This is a genomic window from Sulfurimonas crateris, assembly GCF_005217605.1.
GTDB classification, from domain to species: Bacteria; Campylobacterota; Campylobacteria; order Campylobacterales; family Sulfurimonadaceae; genus Sulfurimonas; species Sulfurimonas crateris.
In genome coordinates, this window is record NZ_SZPX01000007.1 from 93412 (window position 1) to 109788 (window position 16377).

17 protein-coding genes are annotated in these 16377 nt (G+C 38.9%); 16 read left to right on the plus strand and 1 reads right to left on the minus strand.

Annotated features, from left to right (window positions below; all coding sequences use genetic code 11):
- Nucleotides 1-119: 119 nt before the first annotated feature.
- On the minus strand, nucleotides 120-890 hold the full coding sequence (locus FCU45_RS09570) for an undecaprenyl-diphosphate phosphatase (RefSeq protein ID WP_137014685.1): 771 nt from the start codon (nucleotides 888-890) through the stop codon (nucleotides 120-122).
- A gap of 137 nt (nucleotides 891-1027) precedes the next feature.
- Between FCU45_RS09570 and FCU45_RS09575 the strand changes: the two genes are divergently transcribed.
- From FCU45_RS09575 to FCU45_RS09650, 16 genes are all read left to right on the plus strand, one after another.
- Complete coding sequence (locus FCU45_RS09575) at nucleotides 1028-2140, plus strand: pyridoxal-phosphate-dependent aminotransferase family protein (RefSeq protein WP_137014687.1); 1113 nt, start codon at nucleotides 1028-1030, stop codon at nucleotides 2138-2140.
- On the plus strand, nucleotides 2141-2989 hold the full coding sequence (locus FCU45_RS09580) for an ATP phosphoribosyltransferase regulatory subunit (RefSeq protein ID WP_137014689.1): 849 nt from the start codon (nucleotides 2141-2143) through the stop codon (nucleotides 2987-2989).
- 10 nt (nucleotides 2990-2999) lie between these two features.
- Complete coding sequence (locus FCU45_RS09585; protein ID WP_137014691.1) at nucleotides 3000-4250, plus strand: adenylosuccinate synthase; 1251 nt, start codon at nucleotides 3000-3002, stop codon at nucleotides 4248-4250.
- Between the two features lie 20 nt (nucleotides 4251-4270).
- Nucleotides 4271-4690, plus strand: coding sequence for a flagellar export protein FliJ (locus tag FCU45_RS09590; RefSeq protein WP_246032283.1), 420 nt, complete (start codon nucleotides 4271-4273; stop codon nucleotides 4688-4690).
- Nucleotides 4687-5199, plus strand: a complete 513-nt coding sequence (locus tag FCU45_RS09595; protein WP_188109241.1) for a MotE family protein — start codon at nucleotides 4687-4689, stop codon at nucleotides 5197-5199. The genes FCU45_RS09590 and FCU45_RS09595 overlap by 4 nt, the downstream gene beginning before the upstream one ends.
- Nucleotides 5200-5257: 58 nt before the next feature.
- Complete coding sequence (locus FCU45_RS09600; protein WP_137014693.1) at nucleotides 5258-7123, plus strand: putative bifunctional diguanylate cyclase/phosphodiesterase; 1866 nt, start codon at nucleotides 5258-5260, stop codon at nucleotides 7121-7123.
- A gap of 104 nt (nucleotides 7124-7227) precedes the next feature.
- Nucleotides 7228-7779 carry a DUF507 family protein gene (locus FCU45_RS09605; RefSeq protein ID WP_137014695.1) on the plus strand — a complete coding sequence of 184 codons (552 nt, stop codon included), beginning with the start codon at nucleotides 7228-7230 and terminating at the stop codon, nucleotides 7777-7779.
- A gap of 5 nt (nucleotides 7780-7784) precedes the next feature.
- Entirely contained in the window at nucleotides 7785-8921 is a 1137-nt protein-coding gene (carA, locus tag FCU45_RS09610) for a glutamine-hydrolyzing carbamoyl-phosphate synthase small subunit (protein WP_137014697.1), read from the plus strand.
- Nucleotides 8922-9138: 217 nt separating this feature from the next.
- Complete coding sequence (ccoN, locus tag FCU45_RS09615) at nucleotides 9139-10632, plus strand: cytochrome-c oxidase, cbb3-type subunit I (RefSeq protein WP_137014699.1); 1494 nt, start codon at nucleotides 9139-9141, stop codon at nucleotides 10630-10632.
- 15 nt (nucleotides 10633-10647) lie between these two features.
- Entirely contained in the window at nucleotides 10648-11340 is a 693-nt protein-coding gene (gene ccoO / locus FCU45_RS09620) for a cytochrome-c oxidase, cbb3-type subunit II (protein WP_137014701.1), read from the plus strand.
- Nucleotides 11341-11349: 9 nt separating this feature from the next.
- Complete coding sequence (locus tag FCU45_RS09625) at nucleotides 11350-11553, plus strand: cytochrome c oxidase, cbb3-type, CcoQ subunit (protein ID WP_137014703.1); 204 nt, start codon at nucleotides 11350-11352, stop codon at nucleotides 11551-11553.
- Between the two features lie 9 nt (nucleotides 11554-11562).
- Entirely contained in the window at nucleotides 11563-12489 is a 927-nt protein-coding gene (locus FCU45_RS09630; protein WP_137014705.1) for a c-type cytochrome, read from the plus strand.
- A 10-nt stretch (nucleotides 12490-12499) separates the two neighbouring features.
- Nucleotides 12500-12709, plus strand: coding sequence for a DUF4006 family protein (locus FCU45_RS09635; RefSeq protein ID WP_137014707.1), 210 nt, complete (start codon nucleotides 12500-12502; stop codon nucleotides 12707-12709).
- 111 nt (nucleotides 12710-12820) lie between these two features.
- Nucleotides 12821-13507, plus strand: coding sequence for a 3-dehydroquinate dehydratase (locus FCU45_RS09640; RefSeq protein ID WP_137014709.1), 687 nt, complete (start codon nucleotides 12821-12823; stop codon nucleotides 13505-13507).
- Nucleotides 13494-14000, plus strand: a complete 507-nt coding sequence (locus FCU45_RS09645; protein WP_137014711.1) for a FixH family protein — start codon at nucleotides 13494-13496, stop codon at nucleotides 13998-14000. Before FCU45_RS09640 ends, FCU45_RS09645 begins: the two co-directional genes overlap by 14 nt.
- A 14-nt stretch (nucleotides 14001-14014) precedes the next feature.
- On the plus strand, nucleotides 14015-16375 hold the full coding sequence (locus tag FCU45_RS09650; RefSeq protein WP_137014713.1) for a PD-(D/E)XK nuclease family protein: 2361 nt from the start codon (nucleotides 14015-14017) through the stop codon (nucleotides 16373-16375).
- The last annotated feature ends 2 nt before the right edge of the window (nucleotides 16376-16377 follow it).

Consider the following 16377-nt stretch of genomic DNA (forward strand, 5'->3'; position numbering starts at 1 on the left):
TTTTAGTTAAAAGAGTCTCTAGTTTAGAGTTGTATATAAGTAAAGTACGCATCTAGTTCCCCTATAAATTATAACCCCCAATAAGCAAATATTATTCCAGAGTCATTATAGGGTTGAGATTAGTTGAACATCAGCAGTAGAAAAACCCCGAAAACTATTCTATAAACTCCAAAAGAGACAAAAGTGAATTTTTCCAAAAATTTTAAAAAGAGTTTTATTGTGAGGTATGCTACGATAAAAGATGTTACAAACCCAACGGCTAAAACGGTGAGGTTCGCTTCTGTAAAATCTTGGTAATATTTTAGCATATCATAAGCTGCAACGGCACCCATGACTGGAAAAGCAAGCAAAAAGCTAAACTCCGCGCTCGCTTTTCTGCTAAGGCCGACAAGAAGCGCACCGATTATGGTTGAGCCTGCCCTGCTTGTTCCGGGAATAAGTGCAAAGACCTGAGCTATACCTATTATCAGGGAGTGTTTGAGCGTCACCTCTTCTACATCATGGATCGTCTGTTTGTCTTCATGTACGAAAAATTTCTCTACGATCAAAAATATCACTCCGCCTACTATAAACATAATAGCGACTATATTTATGCTAAAGAGCTCTTTTATCTGGGATGAGAAGATAAAGCCAATGATAGCCAATGGCAAAAAAGCTATAAAAACCTTCGTCCAGAGATCAATCTTTTTGATCGTGAATTTATCTTTGTAGTTAAATATTACTGCCAATATTGCCGAGAATTGGATGATGACTTCATACGCCTTGTTTACAGCATTTTGCTCAATGCCTAAAAACTCACTGGCAACTATTAGATGTCCCGTAGAAGAGATCGGCAAAAACTCTGTAAAGCCCTCAATTATGCCTAAAATTATCGAATCGTATATTGTCATAAAAGCCTTTGCCTGATGAGAAATTTGGAAACTTTGCTGCAATTCTAGCATAAAATTAGAGATGCCCTAAAGTGAGTCTTTAAGTTATTTGGATATAATGCGGGGATTTAAATCATAATCCATTTAGGAACTTTTATATGTTACTTTTTACTCCCGGACCGACCCCGGTACCTCAAAATGTTCGTAATGCAATGAGTGATGAGACGATGCACCATCGTACTCCTGAATTTGAGGCTATTTTTGAAAAAACAAGAAAATATCTTTTTAATCTTTTTGGGAGTGATGAGGTTGTAATGCTTGCATCCAGCGGAACCGGTGCAATGGAAGCCGCTATTATAAACTTATGCCGCAACACGCTCCTAAATGTGAACTCCGGAAAATTCGGAGAGAGATTCGGCAAGATCGCCGTTGCTCATGGACTTGGCAGTGTAGAGATCAAAAACGAGTGGGATACTCCGGTAAGTGTGGAAGCAGTTGTTGAGGCTGTTAAGGCCAACTCGGATATCGATGCGATCGCAGTTCAGATAAGCGAATCGGCAGGCGGTCTTCGCCATCCTGTTGAGTCTATCGCAAAAGCTGTAAAAGAGATCAATCCAAATATTATGATCATAGCTGACGGTATCACTGCCGTAGGTGTAGAAGCGATTGATGTGACAAATATAGACTCTCTTATTGCAGGAAGCCAAAAAGCGCTTATGCTTCCTCCGGGACTTGCAATTTTAGGGCTTAGCAATGCTGCGATCGAGAAGATCGGCACAGGCAAAGGATACTACTTCAACCTTGCAACCGAGATAAAGTCTCAAAGAAAGAACACAACTGCATGGACTGCGGCTACTACTCTTACTATCGGTCTTTTAGAGATACTTGAGACGATCGAAAAGAGAGGCGGTTTAGAGAAGCTCTACGAAGAGACAGAAAGAAGAGCAGATGCTGTTAAATCTGCTCTTGAAGTTTTAGGGCTTCATATATACCCTAAAACTCCGGCACTCTCTATGACTACGATAGATGATGAAGAGGCATCTCAGATCAGAAAGATCTTAAAAACTGATTTTGATGTCAATGTCGCAGGCGGACAGGATCATCTAAACGGCAAGATATTCCGTATAAACCAGATGGGTCTGATCGCTCCGTATGAGATGGCGTGGGTAGTAAACTCTGTAGAGCTGGCTTTGGCAAAACTTGGGCGCAGAGCTTATGACGGCGCTGCAAACAGAGTGTTTAACGAAAAATATTTCAAAGTAGGTATGTAGATGATTTTAGAGCATGAGATTCCTAGCGGTTCAAAACTCTACTTCGGCAACAGTGCTAAGATAAAAAGAGAGATAGAAAAAGTTGCTAGCGATATCTTGTACTCTAAAGGGTTTGAAGAGATAGTCACTCCGATATTCTCATACCATCAGCATAAAAGCATTGCGGATGAGAGAGAGCTTATCAAGGTAAACGATGAGAACAACAACTCCATCTCCCTTAGAGCGGACTCTACCATAGATGTTGTGCGAATCATAGAGAAGAGACTCGGACGCAATACTGAACATAAAAAATGGTTCTATATCCAGAGCGTTTTTCGCTATCCGACGGATGAGCAGTACCAGATAGGTGTCGAGTTTATGGGCGAGAGCAAGCTCTCATCGGTTCTGAATATAGCGGTAGATATTTTTGATGCACTTGAAGTTAAGCCACTTGTTCAGATATCAAATATGATGATACCAAAACTATTGGTCTCAATGTTTGATGAGCTCACACTTGAAGATTTTCGTCATCTCAATATAGAGAAGTTTTTAGACTTGAAAGTTGACTGGGTAGATAAACTTGTCTATCTTCAGCATGAGCATCAGGTGGATGAACTGCTTGATATGGTTCCACAGGAGATAAAGGCAGAGCTTTTGAAGATGAAAAATCTCTGCGATGCGATTTCATGTAAAAACAGTGTTTTGGCACCGATGTACTATGCGAAGATGCTCTACTATGATGAGCTCTTCTTTAGAGTAATAGATAAGAACGAGGTCTTTGCCAGAGGCGGAAGATATAAAAATTCAGAGCTTAGTTCTGTGGGTTTTGCGATCTATACAGATGTATTAATAGAAACAAAAGCGAAGTAAAAGAGGAAAAATGAAAGCGGATTTAATAGTTGGTATACAGTGGGGCGATGAGGGAAAAGGCAAGATAGTAGACAGGCTTGCATGTGAGTATGATATGGTCTGCAGAAGCCAAGGCGGTCATAATGCAGGACATACTATCTGGGTTGACGGGACAAGATATGCTCTTCACCTTATTCCTTCAGGCGTACTCAACCCGAAGGCCATCAATGTAATAGGAAACGGAGTTGTTTTGTCTCCGGAGTCTATTATCAAAGAGATGGAGCAGTTTGAGGCTCTGGAGGGAAGACTCTTTATCTCCGATAAAGCTCATCTAAACCTTTCATATCACGCTATGATAGATCAGGCTAGAGAGAAGTTAAAAGGCGAGAAAGCAATAGGAACTACGGGTAAGGGAATCGGGCCTGCTTATTCAGACAAGATCAACCGTATAGGGGTCAGAGTCGGCGAGCTTCTAAATCCTGAAAAACTATGCTCTTCTATCATGAGCTATTTTGAACAAAACAGAGAGATATTCAATATCTTGAAGATCCAGACACCAAATGAATCAGAGCTTTTAAATGAGCTTGAGGGGTATAAGGCTAAACTTGCTCCTTTTATAACAGATACAACACAGATGATCTGGAGAGCGCTTGATGAAGAGAACAAAAGAGTTCTTCTGGAGGGTGCACAGGGAACTATGCTAGACATCGATCACGGAACTTACCCGTATGTAACTTCAAGTTCAACCGTAAGTGCGGGAGCATGTACGGGTCTTGGGATCAACGCTAAAGATATAGGCAAAGTGACAGGCATAGTAAAAGCGTACTGTACACGTGTAGGAAACGGTCCTTTCCCAAGTGAAGATCTGGGTGAAGACGGCAAAAGACTCGGCAAGCAGGGGCACGAATTTGGAACAACTACGGGACGTGCAAGAAGATGCGGCTGGTTTGATGCTGTTGCATGCAGATACGCAAGCCGCCTAAACGGCTGTGATGAGCTTGCACTTATGAAGCTTGACGTTCTTGACGGGTTTGAAGAGGTTAAGATCTGTGTCGCATACGAACTTGACGGCGTAGAGATAGACTATCTTCCTCAAAATCTGGATGACGTAAAACCTATTTACAGATCTTTTAAGGGCTGGGAGAAATCCGTAGGGGCTAGAAGATTTGAAGATCTTCCGCAAGAGGCGCAAGAGTATGTTAAAGTTATAGAAGAGATTACAAAAACAAAAGTAGGTATAATTTCTACATCTCCTGAGAGAGAAGACACTATAATTTTATAAAATAAAGTTAAGGATATGCCTTGAAAACACGCTTTACTCCATTGGTTAAATTTAAAAAGAACACAATGCAAAAGAGTGAACAGTTTTTACAAAAAGCAAACGGCAACTTGAACAGTGCGTCAATGGCTCTTGAGTTGTCCTATAGATCTTTAAAAGATGTAGAACCTCCAAAAAGCGGTAAGATGGGTGAGATGCTTGCTTCAAGAGTACTGCTTGATTCCCAAAGAGAGTTGATAAACCATAACAAAGAGTGGGTCAGTTTTGCTTCCAATCAGGTTGAGCAGGCAAAAAAACAGCTAAAAGCCGATATGCTAGAGCATGAAAAGTTTCAATATCTTGAGTTTGAAGAGATAAAACAGGAGATGAAGAAGAGAAATAGTGCAGAGGCTAAGTATCTGGATGAGATCGCTTTAATGACTTACAACGGGAAGAAAAGATGATAAAACTACTAATAGCCGCTCTCTTTACATTAACCTCTTTAGACGCGCTGGAGACAAGCGACAAGCTCTTTGAGTGTACAGAGATATTTAAGGCAAGAAAGAGCGAACTTCTTGTTGAGCTGGAGAGAATAGATGAGCAAAAACAAGCGCTCAGTGCTCTTAAAACCGCTACCGAGGAGCTTCTTGTAAAAAGAGAGGCCAAAGTCTCTCAAGATGAAGAAGCGGTAGAGAGAAAACTCTTAGAAATATCATCTAAAGAGAACTCCATAAAAAAGATGCTCAAAAAAAACGAAGAGATATTAAAAGAGATAAAAAACCTAAAAATGGACAAGATGTCCGAGACTTTCGCAAAAATGAAAGCGGCAAGTGCGGCAGGTGTACTCTCTGAGATGAGCCCGCAAGATGCAGCAGCCATACTCTCCTCACTTAAACCAAAAACAGTCGGAACTATTTTGAGTAAAATGGATGCAAAAAAAGCATCGGAACTCACTTTAATATTGTCGGAATAATTATATTAAGAAATATTAGTTAGAATGATCGATTAGTAATTAAGTGTGAGGGTATTTGATGCTTAAAAATATTAACTTCTACGATTTTATGCATAAGCAGATCCTTGTACTTATAGCACTCTTCTCTACAACCGCTTTTTCCTACGTGATATTTGGCATAGTATATGGATCATATTTTATAGAGCTGTTGTGGTATATACTAGTTCTAGGAGTTTCATACTGGGGGTATTTGCTATATAAGGCTTATGCAAACAGCGAGTACTCCATCGTGCAAAAAGAGAAGTGGCTAAGCAAGGTAAGATACTTTATATTTTTCTACTTCTCTACATGGACACTGATATTTATTCTCTATATCACTCGCGACAACTTAGAACTACACTATTTGGCGATCTTCACCCAGCTCGGCGTCTCAGTGGTCGCTACTACTATTCTTGTCTCTGAAAAGAGATTAGCAATTTTAATCCTTATCTCATCAATGCTTCCTATTACTATTTACCTTGTGTTTATAGGGGAGTTTTACTCCTATGTGATTGCCATACTAACGCTCGTTCTTGCATGGGTTCTTTTTTACGGCTCAAGAAACACATACAACTACTTGATGAAAAATCACGCACAGGCATATAGAGACTACCTTACAAAGCTTGGAAACAGACGCCACTTTATAAATCTGCTTGAAGACGCTATAAAGATCCAAAAATATAGCAATAAATATATGTATCTTATACTTATAGACTTGGATCACTTTAAGACCATCAATGATGCACTTGGACATGATGTAGGAGATAAACTGCTAGTAGAGGTCTCCAAAAGAATGGGCACCCTCACAAAGGAGCACAACGGACATATCTCCAGACTCGGCGGAGATGAATTCTGTATACTAAGTGCCGAATCCGGGTCAAAAGATGAGTGTATGGCAGATGCCGAAGGGTTTGCAAAAAAGCTGCTTGATACTATAAAGAAGACATATATAGTAGATGAACATCATCTCTATATTAGTGCGAGCATAGGTGTAAGTATTATTGATAAACCTACGGTTACTGCAGCTACATTGATTAAAGAGGCAGATATTGCTATGTATGAGGCAAAATCAAAGGGCAGAGACAGCGCTATTTTATTTAATGATGAACTCTCGATCAGAATAGAGAGAAAACTTGATATTGAGAGGCTTCTTCACTTTGCTATTGAGAACCAAGAGATAACTCTTATGTATCAGCCGCAGCTAAATACAAGAGGAAAGGTCACAGGGTGTGAAGTTCTTGCTCGCTGGAACAGTGAGCAGCTCGGCTTTATACCTCCAGATGAGTTTATACCGATCTCAGAGGATACGGGGATGATAATAGAACTTGGTTACTATATTCTTCAAGAGGCATTTAAAACATTTAGGAATTGGGAAGAAAAAGGGATTGAGTTAGAGCAGTTCTCTATCAATATAAGTATGAGACAGATATTTCATACAACATTTATAGATGATGTGCAGAGGCTCTGCCAAGAGTATCTAAGCGATACGCTAAGATCGAAAATAGTATTTGAGATGACCGAGACAAGCGTCGCCGAAGATGTATCTATCATAATAGAGAAGATGAACAAGTTGAAAAAATGCGGTATCCGTTTCTCCATGGATGATTTTGGTACAGGCTACTCATCTCTTAGCTATCTGCGTCAGATCCCAATTGATGAGCTAAAAATCGACAAGTCGTTCATATTTGAGTTGAATGACTCAAATGAGAGCACAAATATGGTAAAAACAATACTAAATATTGCCAAAAATTTGAACCTGAAGATAGTTGCAGAAGGAGTAGAGACACAGCAGCAAAAAGAGTTTCTGATCAAAGAGGAGTGCGATATACTTCAAGGGTATCACTTCTCCATGCCGCTTACAAAAAGTATATTTGAAGAGTACTTCGACTCAAACGCAAACAGCTAAGAAAGCTTGGCACAGTTTTGTCAAAATAACTTTTTTCTAATCGTAAACTAACCTTACTTATTGTAAAATACAAAAATTTAATTCTAAACAAGTAAGGTCTATCGATGAAAATATCACTTAAAACTATACCTCATATAGCCAATAAGATCGCAATTGATTTAAATAAAAGTGGTGTTGTTACGATGACAAAAGGTCTTGAGCCTATAGCTAAAGAGGCTGAGAAGATACTGCTGCACAATGTTAAGCAGGAGATGGCTCTTGAAGAGAAAGTCCATGAGATATGTGAAGCAAATGAAGAGGAGATAGAGTTTAATCTTGTAGATGAGAGACAGCTCTTCTTTATGATCAAAAAGAAATTGGCTCCGGAGTTTGACATACTTCTAAACTACGAAGAGAGATACTCCGACATCTCTCACAAGATTTTAGATGAACTTTACGAAGAGGATCTTATTCATTTTGATGTTACGGAAAACCGTATAAAAAATATTATTTATAACGCGATCACATCATTTATTACGGAAGCTTCAGAGCTTGACAATATTATAATTGACAAGATAAGAGCATACAAAAAAAGATATATTCCCGGAACAGACGAGTTTGATATATTATATGAGAAGCTCTACAGAGAAGAACTTTCAAAAAGAGGCATGGAGTAGTGAGTATGAGTGATTTAAAAAAAGCTTGGTTATATTTTGAAAACGGAACTTTTTTAGAGGCAAACAGCTTCGGTGCAGAAGATACAGTGGTTGGAGAGATAGTTTTTAATGTCTCTATGAGCGGATATCAGGAGATTATGTCAGATCCCTCTTATGCAGGTCAGTTTGTTACATTTACTATGCCTGAGATAGGAAATGTGGGTGTAAACTCTCAAGATATGGAGAGCAAGGCTGCTCATGCAAAAGGTATGATCGTCAGAAAATATCAGCAGAGATACTCTAACTTTAGAGCAGAGGGTTCACTTGCAGACTTTTTAAAAGAGCAGAATGTTATGGGTATCTGTGATGTTGATACAAGATATATTACAAAGATGCTAAGACGTGAGGGTGCTATGATGATGATAGCATCGACAAAGATAAGCGACAAAGATGAGCTTAAAAAAGTTCTGCAGAGCAGTCCTAGAATAGAGGATGTCAATTACATAGAGCAGGTAAGTACAAAAACTTCATATAAGCACACTCAGTCTGTCTACAACGATAGAGAGTTTGAGTACAACGCAGCACCTGCAGCGGAAGCAAATATAGTAGTTTTAGATTTTGGTGTAAAGAGAAATATTTTAAATGAGCTTGTAGCTGCTAAAATGGGTGTTGAGGTGATTCCAAATGACTTTAGCGCAGAGACTCTTATAGATAGATACAACAAAAAAGAGATCGACGGTGTTTTTTTATCAAACGGTCCTGGCGATCCGCTTGTACTTAAGCACGAGCAAGAGCAGATCAAAAAGCTTATAGATGCAAAAGTACCAATGTTTGGTATATGTTTAGGACACCAGCTACTCTCTATATCACACGGATATGATACATATAAGCTTAAATTTGGGCATCATGGCGGAAATCAACCTGTTAAGAACGTAGAGACAGGATTAGTCGAGATCACGGCTCAAAACCATAACTATAATGTTCCGCAGAATATTGTAGAGGTTGCAGAAGTTACACATATGAATCTATTTGACAATACTATAGAGGGCTTAAGATATAAAAATGCTCCTATTTTTTCAGTTCAGCATCACCCCGAAGCCAGCCCCGGACCAAAAGAGAGCAGGTATATCTTCAATGAGTTTCTATCTTTAATAAAGAGATAGAAACCCCTCCCCACGCCCACTTCCAATAACAGCATAATGTTAATTTAGTGTTAATTGTAAACAGACAGTTAATTAATTTATAAACTTTGTCTAGAAAATGTCATTATTTAAGAAATTTTAAACATTTATACTGTTACTATGCTAATGTTAATTAGTTTAATAAATTTAGGTTAATTTAATTAGACATAATTGCTTTGAATCTTTAAGGAGGCTATATATGGAGAATCGTCCATTAGAGTACGACTATACAGTTGCAAAGATGTTCATGTTCACAACGATCGTTTTAGGGATTGTTGGTATGCTCATCGGTGTAATCTTAGCGTTTCAACTTGCTTATCCGGGAGTTAATTTAATTCTTGGAGAGGGCTTGGCTGAATATACTAACTTTAGTCGTCTTCGTCCGCTGCATACAGATGCAGTAATATTTGGTTTTACGCTAAGTGGTGTTTTTGCTACTTGGTATTATGTTGGTCAACGTGTATTAAAAGTATCTATGGCGGAGTCAAAGTTTTTGATGGCACTAGGTAAGATACACTTCTGGCTATATCTAGTTGTTGTCGCAGCAGTTGTAGTTTCGCTTTTTGCAGGTGTTACGACTTCAAAAGAGTATGCTGAGTTTGAGTGGCCGATAGATATTGGCGTGGTAGTTGTATGGGTAATATTCGGTATGAGTATTTTTGGACTTATTGGTATTCGCCGTGAGAAGTCATTATATATCTCTGTTTGGTACTATATTGCTACATTCTTAGGTATAGCAATGCTTTATCTTTTCAACAATATGGCTATTCCTACAATGCTTGGAACATCAGCAGTTGGTGAATCCGGCATAGGTGCATGGTATCACTCTGTTTCTATGTATGCAGGTACGAATGATGCGCTTGTTCAATGGTGGTATGGTCACAATGCGGTTGCATTTGGTTTTACGGTTCCTATCGTTGCGATGATCTACTACTTTTTACCAAAAGAGTCAGGTCAGGCTATCTACTCATATAAACTATCACTTCTCTCTTTCTGGGGATTAATGTTTGTTTATTTATGGGCAGGCGGACACCACCTTCTCTATTCAACGGTTCCTGACTGGATGCAGACAATGGGTTCAATTTTCTCTGTAATTCTGATTCTTCCGTCTTGGGGTTCTGCTATCAACATGCTTCTTACAATGAAGGGTGAGTGGCAACAAGTTGCTTCATCTCCATTGATTAAGTTTATGATTTTAGGTTCGACTTTTTATATGTTCTCAACATTAGAGGGTCCTATTCAAGCAATTAAATCAGTTAACGCGATAGCACACTTTACCGACTGGATCGTTGGTCACGTTCATGACGGTGTTCTTGGTTGGGTCGGCTTTATGATTATGGCTTCACTTTACCATATGGCTCCGCGTGTGTTTAAACGTGAGATATACTCTAAATCTTTAATGGCTGCGCAGTTCTGGATCCAGACACTCGGTGTTGTTCTGTACTTCACTTCTATGTGGATTGCAGGTATTACTCAGGGTATGATGTGGCGTGCTCACGATGAGTTTGGTAACTTAGCTTACTCGTTCATTGACACGGTTACTGTTTTACATCCTTACTACACTATTCGTGGTATTGGTGGTCTACTCTATTTAGTCGGTTTCTTAATGTTTGCATATAACATATATAAAACTATGTCTGCTCGCCCTGTTGAAGAGCGTGAGCTACAAAATGCATCGCCTATGGGCGCTTAATAGAAAGGATTTAATATGTTTCATTGGTTAGAAAAACATCCGTTCTTTTTTGCGGTAGGTGTATTCGTAACAATTGCTTTTGCAGGTCTGGTTGAAATTCTTCCAAACTTTGCTCAAGCATCTCGTCCCGTAATCGGTACGGCTCCATACTCTACTTTAGAGTTAGCAGGCCGTCACGTTTATATTAAAAACAGCTGTAATGCATGTCACTCACAGCTTGTTCGTCCGTTTAAATCAGAGACTGACCGTTATGGTCACTACTCTCTAAGCGGTGAGTATGCGTATGATAGACCATTTTTATGGGGTTCAAAAAGAACAGGACCAGATTTGATGCGTGTAGGTAACTATAGAACTACCGACTGGCATGAAAATCACATGAAAGATCCTGCTTCAGTTGTTCCTGGCTCTATTATGCCTGCGTATAAGTGGATGTTTACAAATAAAGCTGATATTGATACTGCATATGCAGAACAGTTGACTGTTGCACAATACTTCTCAGTTCCTTACAACCAGCCGGTGCCTATGAAAGACGGCTCCAGCGTTGTTGTAAAGATGGGCGGAAGTGTTGCTGAAGCAAATGCTATAGCTTTAGAAGAGGCAAAACTTATTGCAGCAGATATGAGAGATCAAGATGTCAAGGATGCTGTGGCACGTGGCGAGATTCCTGAGATAGTTGCATTAATTGCATATATGAATAGTCTCAAGTAGAGGTTTGTAGTGGATATAGCACAAATACAAGCTTATGGATACTTTGCATTAACGATATTTCTCGTGGTAGCATTGTATGGTTACATATACCATCTTTATACCAAGAAAAAAGATGTTGATGGGGTAGATTATGAGAGTTATAGTGATATGGCACTTAAAGATGATTTAGACGATGCTCCGGTATCGCCTAAGTCTGATGACAAAGAGAAATAGGAGAAAGATATGAATAAGCTTTATCTTGGGGGAATCATATTTACTGCTTTAATGTTAATACTGACGTATTTATCCGTCGGTGGATCAAAAGGCGGTCTAAATGATGATATCGTCAATATACTTGCGATTACGGGGGCGATAGCACTAGTAGTTATTACTGTTTTCGTCGTAATTAAGTATGTTCGTCAGATGCAAGTTGATAGCGCGACTGGTGAGCTTGCTGATGAGAACTGGGACGGAATAGGCGAATATAAAAACAGCGTTCCGACTGGTTGGGCAGTTATGTTTTTGTTGACAATGGTTTGGGGTATGTGGTATTTTACAATAGGTTATCCTGTAAATGCATATTCACAAATTGGCGAGTATAACGAAGACGTTGCTGTTCACAATGCAAAATTTGAAGCTAAATACAAAGATATTACGGGCGACAAATTAGTAGAGATGGGTGAGTCTGTTTTCTTGGCTGAGTGTAAAGTTTGTCACGGTCTTAGTGCAGACGGCATTGACGGAAAAGCGGCTAATTTAAATATTAGAATGGATGAAGCGTCAATCAAGGCTGTAATAGAGAACGGTTCAAACAACAAGCTTTTAGGCTTTGAAATGCCTATGCCTGATCGTAACGGTCTAATGAATGCTAACTCTGGTTATGCTCCGATCACAGATGCTGAGATAGATACTGTTTCTGCTTATGTAGCAAACGGTTTCACAGGCAAGGGTGCTGACATTTATGCAGGAACTTGTGCTATGTGTCACGGTGAAGACGGTAGAGGAATCGAAGGCATGAGTCCAAATATCAGAGATTACGATATTGCACTAGTTAGCAATGTTCTTACATATGGTAAAAAAGGTATAATCGGTACTATGCCTAAGTTTGATAGACTTAACGATAAGCAAAAAGAAGCTGTTGGTGCTTATATTGCTAACATAAGTAAATAAGGAGTCAGGGATGAATGATAATAGAAGTATATTTTCTCTCGACGGTATAACCGGAATGCTAATAGCAACTGTTTTGCTTTTGGCTATTTTGGTTGGATTATCAGTTTGGGCTGTAAATGTTCAAAACACTAGTGCGACAAACTTTTATGATATTAAAGATGAGCATCTTATACAAATGAAGAGCGTTGATAACGCTAATCATTTGGTAGATGTTAAGTAAGGAGTTGAGATTATGGATAAAATAATTGCATGGGGCTTAGTTGTAATGGCTCTTTATACTCTTTACGCGGTTTTAACACCGAATCATCTTTTTATCGGCTAGGAAATTTCTTTGAAGTTTTCAAGAGGGCTTAAAGCCCTCATAGTAGCACTGCTTTTAAATACTGCACTCTCTGCACAATATTTATATAAAGATGAACTTATTTTTAATCCTGCATTTAACATAGAAGTTGAGAAATTAGGTTCGGAACTTCATGAAAAAACTGGGATCTCTCTAAGACTTGTAATGCTAAAAGAGTTGCCAAAAAACATGAATATAGTGGATTATGAGAAAGAGTTGATAAAAGACTTCAATTCTCCTACGATTCTACTTACATTCTCTGAAATGGATTCAAAAGTCGATATCTATGCAAATCAGAGATCTTTATATGAGTATTTTGACAAAAAACAGGTATTAAGCCCAATCTCATCACCCGTGCAGGCATTTATTATCGCACTTTTGAATATGGATTTTAGTGATATGAGCAGCGGCGGTACTATCTTACCCCTACTTGCTCAAAAGGCTAAAGAGGGCGAGCTTTTAGGAAAGTATGCAGGTTCTATGTTTAACGGCTATGCAGATATTGCAGAGCAGGTTGCAGAGAGCAAGGGTGTAGTGCTTGAGAATGCTGTTGGAAACGCAAACCAGACCAGCATTTTTCTTGTAAAAGTGTTGTTCTACGGTTTTATCATTTATGGTATATTTCTTTATATTAAAAGAAAACTATACATCAGAAGGCAAAAAAATGAATCTAAGTAACGGCAGGATCTGGCCATACGCGATAGGTGCTTCAATAATTTTTATATTTGGCGCATGTGTCGCTACAATAGTTGTAGCAAATACACTTCCGGTCGAGAAGAGTGATACCTATATGATGGATTATCATGAGGCTGATGAAAAAGCAAACGATATTTTAGAATCTGCTATAGCATTTAACAAAAAATATAAAGTAGAGTATATAACAGACGGACTCAGTACACAAAGCAGCACTATAAAATATAGAGTGAGCGACCTTGACTCTAATCCTGTAAATAGCGCTCAAATAAAAGTGGTTGTGACCAGACCAAATAACCATAAACATGATCAAGAGCTAATCAATCCAAAAGTAGAAAACGGCATCTACACATTTGACGCAATTGAACTACCGCAAGAGGGAAGATGGGATATTATGGCTAAAGTAGCCGTAGATGAACTTCACCGATTTTACAACGTAAAAGCGGACACAAGAGCAAAGGAAATCATAGAATATTAGGCTATAATTAGCCTATGAATGAATCTTTGATTGTCCTCCCTTCGGCTCGTGCAATAAGACAAAAACTCTTCCATATAGAGGGTTTAAGCCTATTTCTTCCAAACTATTCGACCATGAGTGATTTTATCTCAAAGCTCTGCATGGTAGAAGGTTTTAAAGCCCTCGATGAAGACGGCAGAGTCCTTCTGCTGCTTGAGGCGAGTGACTTTAAAAATTTCAAAAATCTTCAAATACAGAGAAACTTCTTTACCTTTACAAAAAACTCATCCTATATATTTAAATTTTTTGAAGAGCTGAGCGCAGAGAGATACAATATAAAAGCTCTCTCAACATCTGATATCTACGGAGAGTATGAGGAGCATATAACCATACTTGAAGAGCTTTACGGCAGGTATGAAGCACTATGCAGGGAGAGAAAGCTTTTGGATGGGATATTTCTGCCAAAACTCTACACTTTTAACGCACCGTTTGTCAAAAAGTATAAAAACATAGAGCTTCACGTTGATGGCCATCTGACAAACTTCGAGCTTGAGCTTCTAGAGAGGTGTTGTGCGTTTAGCAGTGTCAATATTCTCTTTAGTGCGAGCAGATTTAACACCAAGATGCAGAGAAAATTTTTAGAGATAGGCATAGATCTAGAGACAGGGTATAGATATAAAATTTCTCTCAATACAAAAGAAGTATTTCACAAAGAGAGAATAGAGCAAAACACGAATGTGACATGCGACTCTTTTAGTGAACCTCTTTTGCAGGCTGCCTTTGTTAAAAAGAAGATATATGATTTTGTTAAAATGGGCTATAAGCCCCAAAATATTGCGGTAGTTTTGCCAGATGAGAAGTTTGCGCAGCTGCTTAGGTCTTTTGATGAAAAATCAAACTTCAACTTTGCCATGGGAGAGCCTTTTAGCATGGCTTTCATCTACGAGAAGCTGGATGCTACATGCAAGTACATTGAGCAGGACTCCAAAGAGAATGAAGCAAGACTAGAGAGAGTAGGGGATGAATTTTATATCCCGCTTCGCTCAATATATGCAAAAAAAAGCCAAGAGAGCGATATTTTAGAGTTTCTAAAGAGCTATAAAGAGAGTTTTTTACAAGGGAACAGAGCCACTAGAGCCGAACTTACTATTTTTGAGGAGGAGCTTTATGCTCTTAAAAATATTCTCCCATTTATGAGTGAGATGAGCGTTAAATCTCTACTTATGGTTTTTTTGCAAAGATTATCCAGCAGAACGATCGATGATGTAAGAGGCGGAAAGATAACAGTTATGGGTGTTTTGGAAACTCGTTCGGTAGAGTTTGATGCAGTGATAATCGTTGATTTCAGCGACTCAAACGTTCCTAAAAAGAGCGATAAAGATATGTTCTTAAACACAAATGTAAGAGAGGCGGCAAACCTGCCGACTATGAGTGATAGAGAGAATCTGCAAAAACATTACTACGAGATGCTTATAAACTCAAGCAAAGAGGTTGCAATATCTTTTGTCAAATCCAAAGATAGCAGCGCTTCAAGATTTTTAAAACAGCTTGGCATAAAAGAGAAGAGCGTCTATGATGAAGACTCTTATGCTAGAGTACTCTTTGCAAAAGGCAACTCAAGGCTCAAAGAGGATGAGGATATTGTTTTGGAGTACAGTTTCAGAGGCAAAAACCTATCCGCTACAAGACTCAAAACATTTCTTACATGCAAGAGAAAATATTACTATCATTATGTAAAATCAATTCAAAATCACGAGATCCCAAAAGATATGCCAAAAGAGCATGAGATAGGCTCAGATGTTCACACAGCACTAAAAGAGCTATACGCCAATAGAAGTTTTTACGAGAGTGCGGATGAGTTAAAGCGCGATCTGAATGCAGCGCTCAAAGATGCCTCCGGAGAGAGCGAGCTTGAAGAGTACCTAATGGCGATGCAAGCAAGACGTATGGAGGCTTTTTGCCAAAACGAGGTGAAGAGATTTGCGGACGGATGGAGAGTAGATCAGTGCGAAGTAACTCTTCAAGCCGAGTTTGCAGGCATGAGTATCAGCGGGCAGATAGACAGAGTGGACAGAAGAGGCAGCGATATATATGTTCTTGATTACAAGACCGGCTCCTACCCTCTCTACAACGAGAAAAATTTTACCGAAGCAACAGATTTTCAACTGGAGTTTTACTACCTTTTGGCTCAAAAACTGGGCAATGTCGTCGGATGCGGATACTATGACCTTAAAGAGTCAAAAATAGTAGATGAACCGTTTTTAAGAGAAAAGCTCGGAGTCTTGGAGTCAAATATCAAAGACCTGCTAAACATCGAAGATGTGAACTTTAGCAAGTGCGAAGAGGTTAAAAACTGCCAATTTTGCGAATATAAAATTATGTGTGGTAGAGAGTAGAT